Source organism: Dietzia maris (assembly GCF_014144855.1).
Taxonomy (GTDB): Bacteria; Actinomycetota; Actinomycetes; order Mycobacteriales; family Mycobacteriaceae; genus Dietzia; species Dietzia kunjamensis.
In genome coordinates this window covers 1-15,779 of record NZ_JAALDN010000368.1, presented here as the reverse complement: position 1 = coordinate 15,779, position 15,779 = coordinate 1, and the positions used below count along the sequence as shown (strand labels likewise).

Here is a 15,779-nt window from a genome sequence, read left to right as displayed (position 1 = left end):
ACTTCAACGACCGGGGCCGGGCCATGCTCGCCGTCACCTCTGACCAGTGCATCGGAGAGACCGCGGTCCAATTCTTCCAGCAGCGCACCACTGACTTCACGATCTCGGGCCTGTCGGCCGGCGACATCGTGCGCAGCGAGCCCGAGATCCTGGCGTTCCTCGAGCGTCAGCGCATCGGCCGCCTTGCCCCGACCACGCCCGTGCGTGTGCTCTCGCCCGTCAACGACGACGTCGTCCCCGGCCACCAGTCGCAGCAGCTCGGCCGCGACTGGTGCGCGCAGGGCGCCGCCGTCGACATGGTCATCGACCCGATGCCTCCCGTCGCACCCGGTCTGGCGATCGGCCACGCCGTGCCCATGCTCACCGGTCTGGAGGGCAACCTCCGGTACCTCGACGACCGCGTCAACGGAGTCCCGGCGCCGAGCAACTGCGGAACCTACTGAGGCCGGGCGGCGGCTCCGGCGCCACCCCCCGTTCTCACGTCCCCCGCCGTCGAGCCAGAGGCCGCCGATGCCTCGAAGTTCTCAGCCGATGCCGACTCACACTGACCACCGACACCGACACCAGCTCACCGACGGAGGTGACCACCGATCCACTGATCCAACTACCCGCCTGACCACCAACGAAGGATCAAAAACCAGTTACACCACTACAAGGGGCTTGACCGGGTCTGAGCCGGATCAGATCGCCGGACCTCACAGCGCGGCTCAGGCTGTGGCTCGTCATTCCACGGCTGAGCAGCCGATCGGTGGTGAGGAGCAGAGGGATCAGATCGTCTGGTGTGTTCATACCCCGATGATCGTGGCCATCTCGCAGGGAGACCGGCTCAGTGCCGTCTGACGACGGCCGCCTGTGGAGAACGAAGGGTCTGGGGTGAGAGGGCCCGCCCATTACGTATCCCGCGCGGAGCAGCGAGAACGGTGTCTATCGCGATCCACGGGGGGGACGATCTCGCGATCCGCGCATCGCCGCAGAGCAGATCCCCTCCGCGGCCAGATTTCCTCCGCGGCGGTGTGGATCACCTATCGGATCACGCGCTGCCCATGGCACCCGATGGGTGGCGCGACGTCCGATGGGTGGCGCGACGTCCGATGGGCGGCGCGACGGAGGGGAGCGACTCAGCGGAGCCTGAGAGGTACGCCCTCGCGGACGTGGTCGCGGACCCCTGGCGAGGCGAGGAGATAGCCCATCGCCGTGAGGGCGAGCAGGGACAGGACCGTGCCGACGACGGAGATGAAGGTGACGCTGTCCACCACCATCCGCGCGAGGGAGCTGACAGCCAGCAGGGCCACGGCCGCACCGATCACGACGCGGGCGGCGCGGTGGGCGCGCCACAACAGGACGGCCCCCACGACCAGCACGAGTCCCAGGACGAAGGCGGACGCGGCGGAGGCGACGGCCGGGCCGAAGCCCGTCGTGTCGTGACCGCCGGAGGCGGTCGCGGTGAGTCCCAGCAGGGTGGCGAACCCGATCGCCATCCCGATGACGCCGAAACCCGCCGCGAGGCCGGCCAGCCCCATCACGGCCGGGCGGGGGGTGTGGTCGTGGTCGGTCACGCGTGACCTCGCGACCGGTCGGAGGTGCCCTGCTCGGCCAGGTCGAGGGTGCGCTCCAGCATCGGTCCCACCACGTGGTCCTCCGTGAGGAAGCCGTCGTGGCCGGCCGGGCTCTCGATCACCACGAGAGGATCCGCAGCGGGGAGCAGGTCGGCCAGTTCCTGCTGCTGCCGCAGCGGGTACAGACGATCGGTGGTCACGCCGCCGATCACGCACGGAACCGGGCAGGTGCGCAGTGCCTCCTCGACGCCACCCCGGTCCAACCCGATGTCATGACGGTTGAGGGCGTCGGTGAGCAGGACGTACGTGCAGGCGTCGAAGCGGGAGACCAGCTTGCCCGCCTGGTGATCGAGATAGGACTGCACGGCGAAACGGCCCGACATCGACAAATCCTCGCCCCGGGGGTCCTCGCCGGGCTGGGGCCGGTTGGCGAAGCGCTCGTCGAGTTCGACCTCGCCCCGGTAGGACAGGTGCGCGATTCGCCGGGCGATGCCCAGGCCGGTGACCGGCGTACGGCCGGTGCCGTGGTAGCCGCCCTGTTGCCAGTGCGGGTCCGAGGTGACGGCCATGATCTGGGCCGTCTGGATGCCGATCTGGTCGGCCGAGGCGCGGGCACCGACGGCCAGGACGCACGCCGCACGGACGCGGTCCGGGTAGGTGACCATCCACTCCAGCGTCCGGGCGCCGCCCATGGAGCCGCCGATCACCGCCGCCCAGCGGCCGATCCCCAGGAGGTCCGCCAGCACGCGCTCGGACTCGACCATGTCGCGCACCGAGACGGCCGGGAACCGTGCGCCCCAGTAGTGCCCGTCGGGGTGGAGCGAGCTCGGCCCCGTCGATCCCCGGCAGCCCCCCAGGACGTTCACGGACAACACGCAGTAGCGGTCGGTGTCGAGCGGGAGTCCGGGCCCGACGAGCCCGTTCCACCATCCCGGGGTGGGGTGCAGGGAGTCGACCGGTCCCACGACGTGCGAGTCACCGGTCAGTGCGTGTTCGACCAGGACGACGTTGGACCGGTCGTCCGCGATCCGCCCCCACCGCTGGACCGCGAGGGTCACCCCCGGGAGGACGACACCGGTGACCAGGGTGATGTCGCCGATCGCGACGTGGCCGAGGGTGCCGTCACCCGGGGGTAACAGCGCGAGCGGATCAGAGGGGCGGACCATGGGGACGGGTCAGGAGATCGCGGCGAAACCGAGCTCGAGGTCGCCGATGAGGTCATCGGCGGACTCGATGCCCACCGACAGGCGGACGGTCGCGAGGGTGACCCCGGCGATCGCGTTGGCCTCGGGGGTGCCCTGCGAGTGCGTGGTGGTGGCCGGGTGGCACACGAGTGACCGCACGTCCCCGATGTTGACCAGGCACGAGTGGAGCTTGAGGGCGTCGATGAACTTCCAGGCCAGGGCCGTGGTGTCCGCGTCGGACGTGCCCTCCGGCACGGCCAGGTCGAACGTGACGATCGCGCCGGCGCCCTTGGGGGCCAGCTTCTTCTGGAGCTCGTTGTAGGGCGAGGAGGCCAGGCCCGCGTACTGGACCTTGGCCACGTCGGAACGGGCCTCGAGCCACTCGGCGATCCGCTGCGCGTTGGACACGTGGCGCTCGACCCGCAGGCTGAGCGTGTCGATGCCCTGGGCGAGGGTCCACGCGTTGAACGGGGAGGCCGCCGCGCCGGTGTCACGCAGGAGGGTCACCCGGGCCTTGAGCGCGAGAGCGGGCGCGCCCAGATCGGCGTAGACGAGGCCGTGGTAGGCGGGGTCCGGGGTGGTGAAGGACGGGAAGACGTCCTCGCCGTCGCGCTGCACCCGCCAGTCGAACTTGCCACCGTCGACCAGGACGCCGCCGAGTGAGGCCCCGTGTCCACCGAGGTACTTGGTGGCGGAGGAGACCACCACGTCCGCACCCAGCTCCAGCGGGCGGATGAGGTACGGGGTGGCCACGGTGTTGTCGATGACGAGCGGAACCTGGTTGCGGTGCGCGACCTCGGCGATGGCCGGGATGTCCAGGATGTCGTTGAGCGGGTTCGAGATCGACTCGCCGTAGAAGAGCTTCGTGTTGGGACGCACCGCCGCCTCCCACGAGGCGGGGTCGTCGGGGTTCTCGACGAACGTGGTCTCGATGCCGTACTTGGGCAGGGTGTGGCGGAGCAGGGTGTCGGTCCCGCCGTACAGGCGGGGAGACGCGACGACGTGGCCGCCGGACTGCGCGATCGCCTGGATGACGGCGGTCTCGGCCGCCTGGCCTGACGCGAACAGCAGTCCCGCGACGCCGCCCTCCAGCGAGGCGATACGATCCTCGACCGCCGCGACGGTGGGGTTGGTGATGCGGGTGTAGATGGGGCCCATCTCCGCCAGCGCGAAACGGTCGGCCGCCTGCTTGGCGTCGGCGAACACGTACGAGGTGGTCTGGTAGATCGGCAGATTCCGGGCTCCGGTGTCGGAGTCGACGGGCTGCCCGGCGTGGATCTGACGCGTCTCGAAGGCCCAGTCCGTATTGCTGTTGTCGTAGGTCATAGGGGCGGAGCCCCTCCTCTCATCGAAAAGGGTCCGCCCGCTTGACGACAGCGGACCCGCGCTTGCCCGTCACCCGGTCGGGTGGTGGCCAGGTCGTCTCCCGGGGCACCCCACCGCGGTGGAGGGTTGCCGTCCAGCGAGCCGGGGCTTTCCGCTGGAACTCATGACCTGGGGTCAGGCTAGCCTAAGCCGCTCGACGGAGGCAACGAGGGGTTACCCGTTGCAGCGGCGGCTCCGGACCGTGCCGAGCAGTAAAGTGAGACCTACGTCACGTAAGGACCAACAGCGTCGGCCCCACAAGGGCCGGGCGGGGAAAGAGGATCCGATGTCGAAGATCAAGGTCGACGGGACCGTCGTGGAACTCGACGGCGACGAGATGACCCGCATCATCTGGAAGTTCATCAAGGACGAGCTGATCCACCCCTACCTCGACGTGGATCTTGAGTACTACGACCTCGGCATCACCAGCCGTGACGCGACGGACGACCAGATCACCGTCGACGCGGCCAACGCCATCGCCAAGCACGGCGTCGGCGTCAAGTGCGCGACCATCACGCCCGACGAGGCCCGCGTCGAGGAGTTCGGGCTCAAGCGGATGTACCTCTCACCCAACGGGACCATCAGGAACATCCTCGGCGGGACGATCTTCCGCGCGCCGATCATCATCTCCAACGTCCCGCGACTGGTCCCCGGCTGGACCAAACCGATCATCGTCGGCCGCCACGCCTTCGGCGACCAGTACAAGGCGACCGACTTCAAGGCCCCCGGCCCGGGAAAGGTCACCATCACCTACACGCCGGCCGACGGGTCCGAGCCGATCGAACACGAGATCGTGAACCTGCCCGAGGAGGGCGGGGTGGTCATGGGGATGTACAACTTCACCAAGTCGATCGAGGACTTCGCGCGGGCCTCGTTCAACTACGGTCTCGACCGCGGGTACCCGGTGTACCTGTCCACCAAGAACACGATCCTGAAAGCCTACGACGGCGCGTTCAAGGACATCTTCCAGGACGTGTTCGACCGCGAGTTCAAGGACGAGTTCGACAAGGCCGGCCTGACCTACGAACACCGCCTCATCGACGACATGGTGGCCTCCGCGCTCAAATGGGAGGGCGGTTATGTCTGGGCGTGCAAGAACTACGACGGTGACGTGCAGTCCGACACCGTGGCCCAGGGGTTCGGCTCACTCGGTCTGATGACCTCCGTCCTGCTCACCCCGGACGGGAAGACCTGCGAGGCGGAGGCCGCCCACGGCACCGTCACGCGACATTTCCGGCAGCACCAGGAGGGCAAGGCGACCTCCACCAACCCGATAGCCTCGATCTTCGCGTGGACCCGGGGTCTCGAGCACCGCGGCAAGCTCGACGGCACCCCGGAGGTCATCGAGTTCGCCCACCAACTCGAGGACGTGGTCATCAAGACCGTCGAGGAGGGGCAGATGACCAAGGACCTCGCGCTGCTCGTCGGCGATGGCCAGGAACACCTCACGACGGAGGAGTTCCTCGCGGCGCTGGATGAGAATCTCAAGCGCACCCGAGCAGAGGCCTGATCCCGCGCGCCCACCGTTCGGCGACGACCCCGCGCCCGCCGGTGTGGGGTCGCGGCGGCGCCCGATCGGTTACCGTAGTCGGACAGTGGTCCACGTCACAGGCGTGGCCAGCCGTTCCGTCGTGAGCCCAGGAGACGTCCGTGGATCAGAGCCCCTTGGTCGATATCGGCCTGCCGATCGCCCTGGCCATCATCATGGTCGGCATCGGGTTGAGTCTGACCAGGGAGGACTTCGCGGTCCAGGCCAGATCGCCCAGGGCCACGATCGTCGGACTGTTCGGCCAACTGGTCCTGGTTCCCCTGGTCGGTGTCGGTGTGGCCCTGCTCTTCGGCCTCACGCCGATGCTGGCGCTCGGGGTGGTGCTCGTGGCCGCGACGCCGGGCGGGGCGACGTCGAACCTCATCACTTATCTCTCCCGCGGCAACGTCGCCCTCTCGGTCATCCTCACCGCCCTCACCTCCGTCGCCGTCATCCTCACCCTGCCGATGTGGTTCGGCATCGGCGCGCGCCTCATCCCCGGAGCCGCGGACGAGGAGGTGACCGTCCCTCTCGGCCAGACCTTCGGACTCCTGCTGGGCGTCATCCTCATCCCGGTCGCGATCGGGATGATCCTCCGTGCCAGGAGGCCCGCGCTCGCCTCCCGCATCGAGCGCTACGTCGGGATCGTGGGCCTCGTCGTGCTGGTCCTGCTCATCGTGGGGATCGTCCTCGGCGAACGGGACCGGATCGTCGACCTCGTCGTGACCGTCGGCCCCGCCGTGATCGTCCTCAACCTCGCACTGATCGTTCTCGGCGGCCTCCTGGCATGGGTGAGCAGGCTGAGGCGGGCGGAGCAGATCGCGATCGCTGTGGAGTTCGGAATCAAGAACACCACCCTGACGCTGTTGATCGCCTTCACCGTGATCGGTGACGAGGAGGTCGGGCTCGCGGCCGCCGTCTACAGCATCGTCATGTACGTCACCGCGTTCCTGCTGGTCTACGGTGGCCGACGCCTCATGCGCACCGCCCCCTGATCGGGCTGACGTGGCAGGCCCGGCCGGGGTGGTGGGCGTAGCCTTCGTCGGTGACCACGAGCCCCGCAGCCGCCCCGGCGCCGGACACCGAGCCCGCCGCACCCACCCCTCGCCGTGTGGCGCTGGCGATCCTCGCGCTCGCGCTGGGCGGGTTCGGCATCGGCGTCACCGAGTTCGCCGCGATGGGACTGCTGCGGTCGATCGCCGAGGGCTTCGGGCTCACCGAACCACAGGCCGGCAACGTCATCAGCGCCTACGCGCTCGGCGTGGTCGTGGGTGCCCCGCTGCTGACCGTGTGGACCTCACGGTGGCGGCGCCGCACCCTGCTGCTCGTCCTCATGGCGATGTTCACCGCGGGCAACGTCGCGGCGGCCTTCGCCCCGACCGCCGAGATCCTGGTGGCGGCCCGGTTCGTCGCCGGAATCCCGCACGGGGCGTACTTCGGGGTCGCCTCCCTGGTGGCGGCCTCCCTCGCGGGTCCCGGACGGCAGGCGCGGGCGGTGTCCCAGGTGCTGCTCGGACTGTCGGTCGCGAACGTGATCGGTGTCCCGGCGGCGACCTGGCTCGGGGAGACGATCGGGTGGCAGTCCGCCTTCCTCGCGGTCGGGGTGATCGGCGCGCTGACCGTGGCGGCCATCTTCGTCGTCGTCCCCGAACCCACGGGGGCGGTGGTCGTCAGGGCGCGCGAGGAGCTCGCCGCGTTGGCGAGGCCACAGATCCTGGCGACGCTCGCCGTGGGGTCCGTCGGGTTCGGCGGCATGTTCGCCGTCTACACCTACATCCAGTGGACGATGGTCGACGTCGCCGGGATCGATCCCGGCTGGATGCCCGCGGTGCTCGCCGTCTACGGACTCGGCATGGTGGCCGGCAACCTGCTCGGCGGTGTGGTTGCGGACCGGGACCTCGACCGCGGGCTGGTCGCGATCGCCGCGGTGATGACCGTGGTGCTGGCGCTGTTCGCCGTCGCCGCGCACCATCCCGTCACGGCGCTGGTGGGTTTGTTCCTGGTGGGCACGACCGGATCCGCGTTGGTGCCGGGGCTGCAGTCCCGACTGATGACATACGCGGGCAGGGGACAGACGCTCGCCGCCTCGCTCAACCACTCGGCCCTCAACGCCGCCAACGCGCTGGGCGCGTGGCTCGGCGGGGCCGTGATCGCGCTGGGCTTCGGCTACACGTCCCCGGCGCTCGCCGGGGCGGCCCTGGCGGCGGCGGGTCTCGCGATCCTGGTGGGCGCGGTCTGGGCGGCGCGGCGGACGGCGACGGGGTAGCCGAACCGTCACGTTCCCGGCGATCGGTAGCCTGTGGGCCGTGAGCCTCACCGTGAGCACCGTCAACGTCAACGGGATCCGCGCCGCCGTCAAGCAGCGGTCGGAGACCAACCTCGGATTCCTGCCCTGGCTGGAGGGCAGCGGGGCGGACGTCGTCGCCCTCCAGGAGGTGCGCGCCGATGAGGACCAGACCCGAAAGGCGCTCGCGCCCGCCCTCGACGCCGGGTGGCAGCTGGTGGGCGCTCCGTCCTCGCTCAAGGGTCGAGCCGGTGTGGCGATCCTGTCCCGCGCCGAGCCGACCGACGTGCGCGTCGGGCACGGCGATGACGAGTTCGAGGAGGCCGGCCGCTACATCGAGGCCGTCTATCCCGGGGCTGTCGACGGTGAGACCGTCACCGTCGCCAGCCTCTACCTGCCCTCGGGGTCTGCCGACACCCCCAAGCAGGACGAGAAGGACCGGTTCCTCGCGACCTTCCGCGAGTACCTCGCCGAGCGGGCCGGGCATCTGAAGACCCGCGAGGGTCACGAGATGGTCATCTGTGGCGATTGGAATATCGCCCACCGTGAGGCCGACCTGAAGAATCACAAGGGCAACCACAAGAGCTCCGGTTTCCTGCCGCACGAGCGGGAGTGGATGACCGACGTCTTCGCCGACGGCAGCGGCTGGACCGACATCGTGCGGTATCGCCGCCCCGACGAGATCGGCCCGTACTCGTGGTGGAGCCAGCGCGGTAAGGCCTTCGACAACGACGCGGGCTGGCGGATCGACTACCACGTGGTGTCCGACGGACTGGTCGACCGGGCGGTGTCTGATCGAGTGGACCGGGCGAGCGCGTACGACATGCGGTGGTCCGACCACGCGCCGGTCACCGTCGTCTACGAGTAGGTCCGAGACGAGTAGGTCCGAGACGAGTGGTGACGACGACGAAGGCGACTTCTGAGATCGGGCCCGCGGTCGCGGATTTCACGCGGGGGACGGGTCCGTAACCTCGGCACCATGCCGAAGTATGCGACCGCCGAACGTCCCGATCGAGCCGGCCTCGACGATTTCGTCCGCCCCCGACACCGCGCCGTCCTCATCACCCGTCGGTCGTCCGGCGGGCTGCAGACCTCGCCGGTGACCTGCGGTGTCGACTCCGAGGGCAGGCTCGTCGTGGCCACCTATCCGCAGCGGGCGAAGGTGACCAACATCCGCCGCGACCCGGCCGTGAGCGTGTGCGTACTGTCCGACGACTTCAACGGCCCGTACGTCCACCTCGACGGCACCGCGGAGATCGTCGACCTGCCCGAGGCGGTGGAGCCGCTGGTGGAGTACTTCCGCAGCATCGCCGGGGAGCACGACGACTGGGACGAGTACCGGGCGGCGATGGTGCGGCAGGGCAAGTGCCTCATCCGGGTGGCCATCGATGACTGGGGCCCGATAGCCACGGGCGGCTTCCCGCCGGAGATGGCGCCGCCCGCCGACCGCTGACAGTGCGGCCACCGCCCGCGCGAGGGCGTGGGCGGTGGGTTGTCGGGGACGTGGGAAGATGAACGCCATGTCTGAGCAGTCCTCCTCCGCAGCTCCCACGCCCGCAGAGCCGACCGGGTCGCAGGCGCCCGCGAAGCGCCAGCGCGTCCTGTCCGGCATTCAGCCGACCGCCGACTCGTACCACCTCGGCAACTACCTGGGCGCGGTGCGGCAGTGGGTCGAACTGCAGGACGACTACGACGCGTACTACTTCATCCCCGATCTGCACGCGATCACCGTCAAGCAGGACCCCAAGGAGCTGCGCGAGCGGGTCTTCCGCGGCTGTGCGCAGCTGCTCGCGCTGGGGGTGGACCCCGCCCGGTCGGTGCTGTTCGTGCAGTCGCACGTCCCCGAACACGCCGAGCTGGCCTGGGTGCTGGGGTGCATCACCGGGTATGGCGAGGCCGCCCGGATGACGCAGTTCAAGGACAAGGCCGCCAAACAGGGCACCGACGGCACCACGGTGGGTCTGTTCACCTACCCGGTGCTCATGGCCGCCGACATCCTGCTCTACCGCCCGCACCTGGTGCCGGTGGGGGAGGATCAGCGTCAGCACCTCGAGTTGACCCGCGACCTGGCGATGCGGTTCAACTCCCGCTACAAGAAGACCTTCGTGGTGCCGGAAGGGAAGATCCTCGAGGGGTCCGCCAAGATCTACGACCTCCAGGATCCCACCGCCAAGATGAGCAAGTCCGGTGAGAACCCGAAGGGCATCGTCAACCTGCTCGACGACCCCAAGGTCTCCGCGAAGCGCATCCGCAGCGCGGTCACCGACTCCGACGGCACCATCCGCTACGACCGTGAGATGAAGCCGGGGGTGTCCAACCTGTTGGCGATCCAGTCGGCGTTCTCCGGGCGACCGATCGCCGACATCGTGGCCGATTACCAGAGTGCCGGCGCCGGCTACGGGGCCCTGAAGACCGACACCGCCGACGCGCTCGAGGCGTTCGTGACCCCACTGCGGGGCCGGTTCGACGAGTACATGTCCGACCGTGCCGAGCTCGAACGGATCCTCGCCGACGGCGCGGACCGTGCCCGCGCGGTGGCCAGCCCGGTCCTCTCGAAGGTGTACCAGGCAGTCGGCTTCACCGCGCCCCGCCGTGGCTGACCAGTAATGATAGGACCAAATACTACTAGTCAGGTGTAGTAACTCTAGCGGCGGTCGAGTTCACGACGTTGATCGTCGACTGAAACGTCGACGTCACACTACGTCCTTAGAGTCGGGCCCAGCTCATCGGAGCCGAAGCTCCGACGAGCAGTCGTATCCCGCCACCTGACAAGGAGTCACACAATGGGTCTAGTTGCCGGTCTCATCGGAATCGTCGGCGATCTCCTCCACCTGCTTCTCGGTGGCCTGTAGGCGCCCGCCGGCGCCGGGGAATGGTGCCCCTCACCGGACGCGGTGAGGGGCACCTTCTCGTGCGGGACGGGGCTCAGGCCTCCGGCGTCCCCTGCTGGAACGTCTGACGCCACGACCCGCCGGAGTGGACCCAGACCGAACTGCGCAGCGTGGAACCGTCGCCCGACCGCTCCCGCCACACGAGCAGGATCGACTCCGCCCCGACCCGGCGGGCCTCGATGAGATCCATCGTGCGTTCAGCCGTCGACCGACCGGATGATCCGGCGGCGGCGAGCCTGTCCGCGCGGGACCACACCTCGCCCCGGGCGCACACGTGGCTCCACGAGGGATCCAGCAACTCCTCCAGCCGGTCGCGGTCACCCCGGACCGCCTCCGTGAGCAGCGACCGCTCGAGATCCACGACCAGGTCCAGGTCCAGGTCCGTCCGGTCCGGCGCCTCGTCGGCGTCGTCGGCCAGGGAGAACAGATCGGGCTCGGCGGCGGAGGATGCCCTCGTCGTCGTCGCCTTCGTCGTCGTTTCCCTCGCCTTGCCCCCGCCTGCCGGGGCGGACGCCGGCATCGACGCGGACTCCGACCGCCGAACGGTGTCACCCGCCGCTGGGGGAGCGGCCGGGTCGTCGCCGGCGCCGACGGCCTGCGCGCCCGGATAACCCGGGCCGGCCTCCGGCTCCTTTCTGGCGGCATGCGCCTTGGCGGCGCCGTTGGCCAGGACGTCAGCCTTCTCGTTGAGCTCGTGGCCGGCGTGGCCCTTGACCCACTCGAACGTGACCTTGCGGCCCTGCATGGCATCGTCGAGGGCCTTCATCACCTCGACGTTGAGCACGGGCTTGCCGTCGGACTTCTTCCAGCCCTTGCGCTTCCAGCCCGCCATCCACTTGGTGATGGAGTTGATGACGTACTGCGAGTCGCACAGGATGTGAAGTGGCTCCGGGGAGTGCGCTGTCTGACGCAACAGGTCCAGGACAGCGGTGAGCTCGCCCTGGTTGTTGGTGCCGCGCTTCCAGCCGCCGCAGCGCCACGTCGAGTCGTCGATGTACCAGGCCCAGCCGGCGGGGCCGGGATTTCCGAGGGCGGAGCCGTCCGCTGCGGCGATGATCGTCACGGTCGACGATCCTGCCACCGTTGCGGACGCGACCATTCACCGGCTCCCCGAGGCTGAGCCGCGGACGGGCTGAACGACTGAGCCGCGGACGGGCTGAGCCTCAATCCAAGATCCACCGATCTAATTACGATCCACCTACGGAATTCCCTAGGTGGATCGCAATTCGATAGGTGGATTGCCTGGCGGTGGAGTTGGGCGGCGTCTCGGCGTCCCGGCGACCGCGGGCCACCGAGCCCCGTCGCGCGTGTCAGCCCTGCAGGTCGCCGTCCTCGATGCCGTCGAGGTTGATCAGCGGCTCGTCCGCGGTGCGCTGCCGCTCCTCGCGGCGGGAGATTCGGGCGGCCTCACGCATTTCGATGCCCTCGGTGACGAAGTCGCCGATCTCCTTGGCGATCGACCCGACCGCGTCGGTGACGATGACCGCGATCCGACCCACCAGCGACGCCCCCGCCTGGACGCCCGCCTGGACCTGGTCCTTGTTGCGTTCGAAGTCGCTCATGGACCGCTCCCTTCGTCGGTGATGCCCTTAGACGGTACCCGCGGCTCAGGCGGCGACGGGATTCTTCCTGCGCTCGATGATCACCGCAGGAGTGTCCGCTGCGGTGGGAGGCAGGGGCAGCGCCAGGCGGAACATCTTGGACCAGACGTTCGCGACCTGTTTCCACAACGGTCCGGTCGTGTACGGCAGCCCGTGCTCCTCACAGATCCGGCGCACCTCGACCGCGATCTCCGGGTACCGGTGCGCGGGCAGGTCCGGGAACAGGTGGTGCTCGATCTGGTGGGAGAGGTTGCCGGTGGCGAGGTGCATCAGCGGGCTGCCGGAGATGTTGGCCGAGCCCAGCATCTGGCGCACATACCACTCGCCGCGCGTCTCCTCGGCCGTCTCCTCCTGTGTGAAGACCTGCGCGCCGGACGGGAAGTGGCCGCAGAAGATCACCGAGAACGCCCACACGTTTCGCACGAGGTTGGCGGTGAGATTGCCGGCGAACGTCAGCGGGAACAGGGGGCCGGTCAGCGCCGGGTGGACGATGTAGTCCTTCGCTACCTGGCCGCGCACCTTGCGCCACCAGCCGGCGACGAGGCCCTTGACGTCGGACCACTTGCGCTTGCCCTTGAGCACGTTGTCGTACTCCAGGTCGTGGAGCATCACGCCCCACTCGAAGAGCATCATCAGCGCGAACGCGTACACCGGGTTGCCCAGGCGGATCGGGTTCCACGGCTGCTCATACTCCATACGCAGGATGCCGTAGCCGATGTCCCGGTCCAGGTCGAGGATGTTGGTGTACGTGTGGTGCATGTAGTTGTGCGAGTGTCGCCACTGGTCGGAGGGGCACACGTTGTCCCACTCGAAGCTGGACGAGTGGAGCATGTCGTCGCGCATCCAGTCGTATTGGCCGTGCATGACGTTGTGGCCGATCTCCATGTTGTCGAGGATCTTGGACGCGCTCAGCGCCGCGACTCCGGCCAGCCACGCGGGCGGCAGGAAGCCGAGGAACATCAGGCCGCGGCCGGCCAACTCCAGGCGGCGCTGGGTGCGCACCACCCGCAGGATGTAGTCGCGGTCGGCGGTGCCGAGGTCGGCCCTCACGCGGTCGCGGATGGCATCGAGTTCGAGGCCGATGATCTCCACCGACTCGGCCGACAGCACGATCGGCTCGGGGCCGGGGGTCTTCGCGGTCTTCGCGTCGGCGGCCTTGCCGGCCGCCTTGTCGGAGGTCTTGCCGGCGACCTTCGGCGGCTTCGCAGCCTTGGGTGCCTTCGGCGTGGTGGACTTCTTCCGGCGGAGGCCGGGCAGTTGCAGGAGTGTCATAATGGGGTCCTTCCGGGTCGTTCCGGGCGGGTGGGGATGCAGGTCTAGAGCTCGATCTCGACGTCGCCGACGGGCGCGTTGACGCAGATCTGGACGTGGCAGTCGGGCGTGGAGTCGACCTCGCCGGTGCGCAGATCGCGGGTGGTGCCGGAGACGCGCACGGCCGTGCAGGTGTGGCAGATGCCCATCCGGCAGCCGTGCTGGGGGCTCAGGCCGGCGGCCTCGGCGCCCTCGAGCAGGGTGGTTCCCTCGTTCTGGGCGGTGATGCCGCTGCGCAGGTGGGTCACGGTGCCGCCGTCCCCGTCGGGCACCGGCCCGGTCGCGGAGGTGAAACGCTCACGCAGGACGCCGGAGAACCGCTCGGCACCGAGGACCTCCTCGAGGCCCCGGGCCAGCGGTTCGGGGCCGCAGAGGAACACCGCGGCGTCATCGTGCCAGGGGGCTGTCTCCTCGAGATGGTCGGCGGAGAGGTGGCCGGACAGGCCGCTGGGGGTCGTCCCCTCGGCGGTGGGGACCACCGTGACCGTCACCCCGGACCGGGCCAGCTCACGGAGCTGGTCCCGGAAGGGCACGTCCTCCACGCGGCGGGCGTAGTGCAGCCACGCCACGCGGCCCGGCGCCCCGTCGCCGCAGTGGCCGTCTGAGGCGAGCGTCGAGGCGATCGCCAGCATCGGGGTGATGCCGCTGCCGCCGCTGACCAGCAGCACATCGGCGGGGCGGGCCTCGGGCAACGCCATCTCGCCGACCGGGCTACCCAGGAGAAGTCGCATCCCGGGCGCGGCCTCGTCCCAGAGATGGTTCGAGACCACGCCGTCGGGGTGCCTGCGAACGGCGATGGTCGCCAACCCGTCGCGGCGGGACGCCGGATCGACGGGGGAGTAGTGGCGGCGGTGGACGACGCCGTCCACCACGACCCCGATCTCGAGCGCGGCGCCGGGGGCGGGGCGGTCGACCCCGGCGGGCAACCGCAGGGTGAGGACCGTGACGTCGGGGACCGGCCGGTCGACTGTCACGACGGTCGCCCCGGTGGGGTCGTCGGACCAGTCCACGCCCAGGGAGCGGACGTAGTGTTCGACCGGATGGGGAGTGAGTAGGGTGCGCGTGACCCTGCGGGAGAAGAGTCTGCGGATGGGCGGGGCGGTCATGTGGACCTCCGTCGAGGATATGGGTCGGTGTGGTCGGACGCCGTCGGATGCGGTCGCTCCCCGGCGGTCGTCGCGCCTCGCACCGGGTCGGTGCCGTCGCGGTCGGGGTGCGCATCCGTCCGGTTCGACCACCGGACGTTTTTGAGTGTACAGCCGTTCTCCGAAATGGGAAGAGGTTCGATTTATGGCCCGGCCCACACCCCGCGGACGGGTGGTTTCTGACGCGTCAGTCCAGGCTGTCGATAGGATGGCGAATGTGACGACGCCCAGGACACGTGCGGAACAGAAACGGCACACCCGTGCACTCATCGTCGAGGCGGGCCGGAACGGGGTGGCCACGCGCGGCTTCACCGGGCTCGTCGTCCGCGAACTCGCGCGCGAGGTCGGCATCGTCCCCACCGCCTTCTACCGGCACTTCGAGTCCGTCGACGACCTCGCATCGGAACTCGCGTCCGGCGCGGCCGACGCCCTCGGGACGTTCATCGACGAGCTGATCTCCACCGCGACCGACGACCCCGCGACCGACTGGCCCCGCCTGGCCTCCGCCGCCGCCACCCGGGATCCGCAGACCTGGGCCATGCTCGCCCGCGGCCTGGTCGACACCGCGCATCCAGACCACCGGATCCTCGCGGCCGCCGTCGATTCCGCCCGCCGCCGGCTGGGGATCACCCTGGGTCGGCTCGAGACGCTCTCCGGAGCGGACGACACCTCCATCGACATCGCGGCCGACCTCGTCGTCGTCGTCCTCCTCCGGGCCCTCGTCGAGATGGCCGACGATTCCGACGCCCGCACCACGGTCGACGAGTGCGCCGGGCGACTGCGGGTCATCCTCGCCGGCGCCGGCGCCGTCTCCTGACCGGCCGCTCCCCGGCCGTTCCCCGACCGTACGCACCGACGCGGCGGCCGCTACGGACGTGGGGCCGGGCCCCGGGCTAGTTCCGTGACCGCAGTGT

At 69.5% G+C, this 15,779-nt stretch carries 15 protein-coding genes and 1 riboswitch; of the genes, 8 read left to right on the top strand and 7 right to left on the bottom strand.

Annotated features, from left to right (window positions below; genetic code table 11):
• On the top strand, positions 1 to 443 hold a 443-nt coding region (locus tag G6024_RS12130), incomplete at its 5' end, for a lipase family protein (protein ID WP_235027886.1).
• Positions 444 to 1,118: 675 nt separating this feature from the next.
• Here G6024_RS12130 and G6024_RS12125 read toward each other — a convergent pair.
• The 3 genes from G6024_RS12125 to G6024_RS12115 are packed head-to-tail and all read right to left on the bottom strand — an operon-like array spanning position 1,119 to position 4,066.
• The gene (locus tag G6024_RS12125; RefSeq protein WP_159148806.1) at positions 1,119 to 1,556 is read right to left on the bottom strand and encodes a hypothetical protein; all 438 of its coding nucleotides are present in this window, start codon (positions 1,554 to 1,556) and stop codon (positions 1,119 to 1,121) included.
• Positions 1,553 to 2,722, bottom strand: a complete 1,170-nt coding sequence (gene metX, locus G6024_RS12120) for a homoserine O-acetyltransferase MetX (protein WP_159148805.1) — start codon at positions 2,720 to 2,722, stop codon at positions 1,553 to 1,555. The genes G6024_RS12125 and metX overlap by 4 nt, the downstream gene beginning before the upstream one ends.
• 9 nt (positions 2,723 to 2,731) lie before the next feature.
• Positions 2,732 to 4,066, bottom strand: a complete 1,335-nt coding sequence (locus G6024_RS12115; RefSeq protein ID WP_159148804.1) for an O-acetylhomoserine aminocarboxypropyltransferase/cysteine synthase family protein — start codon at positions 4,064 to 4,066, stop codon at positions 2,732 to 2,734.
• A gap of 53 nt (positions 4,067 to 4,119) precedes the next feature.
• Positions 4,120 to 4,235: riboswitch (SAM riboswitch) on the bottom strand.
• A gap of 156 nt (positions 4,236 to 4,391) precedes the next feature.
• On the opposite strand from G6024_RS12115, the gene G6024_RS12110 reads away from it, so the two are divergent.
• The 6 genes from G6024_RS12110 to trpS all read left to right on the top strand — a co-directional run bounded on the left by G6024_RS12110 (position 4,392) and on the right by trpS (position 10,517).
• Positions 4,392 to 5,615, top strand: a complete 1,224-nt coding sequence (locus tag G6024_RS12110; protein ID WP_159148803.1) for an NADP-dependent isocitrate dehydrogenase — start codon at positions 4,392 to 4,394, stop codon at positions 5,613 to 5,615.
• 140 nt (positions 5,616 to 5,755) lie between these two features.
• Positions 5,756 to 6,628: a bile acid:sodium symporter family protein gene (locus tag G6024_RS12105; RefSeq protein WP_159148802.1), complete on the top strand. Its 873-nt coding sequence runs from the start codon at positions 5,756 to 5,758 to the stop codon at positions 6,626 to 6,628.
• Between the two features lie 50 nt (positions 6,629 to 6,678).
• A complete protein-coding gene (locus tag G6024_RS12100) occupies positions 6,679 to 7,899 on the top strand; it encodes an MFS transporter (RefSeq protein ID WP_390890251.1) in 1,221 nt (406 codons plus the stop codon).
• Between the two features lie 40 nt (positions 7,900 to 7,939).
• On the top strand, positions 7,940 to 8,785 hold the full coding sequence (locus G6024_RS12095) for an exodeoxyribonuclease III (RefSeq protein WP_159148801.1): 846 nt from the start codon (positions 7,940 to 7,942) through the stop codon (positions 8,783 to 8,785).
• Between the two features lie 111 nt (positions 8,786 to 8,896).
• Entirely contained in the window at positions 8,897 to 9,370 is a 474-nt protein-coding gene (locus tag G6024_RS12090) for a PPOX class F420-dependent oxidoreductase (protein ID WP_067712723.1), read from the top strand.
• Between the two features lie 67 nt (positions 9,371 to 9,437).
• Entirely contained in the window at positions 9,438 to 10,517 is a 1,080-nt protein-coding gene (gene trpS / locus G6024_RS12085) for a tryptophan--tRNA ligase (protein WP_235027885.1), read from the top strand.
• Positions 10,518 to 10,842: 325 nt separating this feature from the next.
• Here trpS and G6024_RS12080 read toward each other — a convergent pair whose 3' ends face one another.
• The 4 genes from G6024_RS12080 to G6024_RS12065 form a co-directional block, all read right to left on the bottom strand.
• A complete protein-coding gene (locus G6024_RS12080) occupies positions 10,843 to 11,907 on the bottom strand; it encodes an RNase H family protein (RefSeq protein WP_194307417.1) in 1,065 nt (354 codons plus the stop codon).
• A 211-nt stretch (positions 11,908 to 12,118) separates the two neighbouring features.
• A complete protein-coding gene (locus G6024_RS12075) occupies positions 12,119 to 12,370 on the bottom strand; it encodes a hypothetical protein (protein WP_061228080.1) in 252 nt (83 codons plus the stop codon).
• A 45-nt stretch (positions 12,371 to 12,415) separates the two neighbouring features.
• Complete coding sequence (locus G6024_RS12070; RefSeq protein ID WP_159148800.1) at positions 12,416 to 13,681, bottom strand: fatty acid desaturase family protein; 1,266 nt, start codon at positions 13,679 to 13,681, stop codon at positions 12,416 to 12,418.
• A 44-nt stretch (positions 13,682 to 13,725) separates the two neighbouring features.
• Positions 13,726 to 14,826: a flavin reductase family protein gene (locus G6024_RS12065; RefSeq protein ID WP_159148799.1), complete on the bottom strand. Its 1,101-nt coding sequence runs from the start codon at positions 14,824 to 14,826 to the stop codon at positions 13,726 to 13,728.
• A gap of 256 nt (positions 14,827 to 15,082) precedes the next feature.
• Between G6024_RS12065 and G6024_RS12060 the strand changes: the two genes are divergently transcribed.
• On the top strand, positions 15,083 to 15,682 hold the full coding sequence (locus tag G6024_RS12060) for a TetR/AcrR family transcriptional regulator (RefSeq protein WP_096905905.1): 600 nt from the start codon (positions 15,083 to 15,085) through the stop codon (positions 15,680 to 15,682).
• Positions 15,683 to 15,779 lie beyond the last annotated feature (97 nt).

Bases quoted from the DNA above. Each gene is read 5' to 3' on its own strand.
- metX (WP_159148805.1), bottom strand. From the start codon at position 2,722: ATGGTCCGCCCCTCTGATCCGCTCGCGCTGTTACCCCCGGGTGACGGC.
- G6024_RS12115 (WP_159148804.1), bottom strand. From the start codon at position 4,066: ATGACCTACGACAACAGCAATACGGACTGGGCCTTCGAGACGCGTCAG.
- G6024_RS12110 (WP_159148803.1), top strand. From the start codon at position 4,392: ATGTCGAAGATCAAGGTCGACGGGACCGTCGTGGAACTCGACGGCGAC.
- G6024_RS12090 (WP_067712723.1), top strand. From the start codon at position 8,897: ATGCCGAAGTATGCGACCGCCGAACGTCCCGATCGAGCCGGCCTCGAC.
- trpS (WP_235027885.1), top strand. From the start codon at position 9,438: ATGTCTGAGCAGTCCTCCTCCGCAGCTCCCACGCCCGCAGAGCCGACC.
- G6024_RS12080 (WP_194307417.1), bottom strand. From the start codon at position 11,907: ATGGTCGCGTCCGCAACGGTGGCAGGATCGTCGACCGTGACGATCATC.
- G6024_RS12075 (WP_061228080.1), bottom strand. From the start codon at position 12,370: ATGAGCGACTTCGAACGCAACAAGGACCAGGTCCAGGCGGGCGTCCAG.
- G6024_RS12070 (WP_159148800.1), bottom strand. From the start codon at position 13,681: ATGACACTCCTGCAACTGCCCGGCCTCCGCCGGAAGAAGTCCACCACG.
- G6024_RS12065 (WP_159148799.1), bottom strand. From the start codon at position 14,826: ATGACCGCCCCGCCCATCCGCAGACTCTTCTCCCGCAGGGTCACGCGC.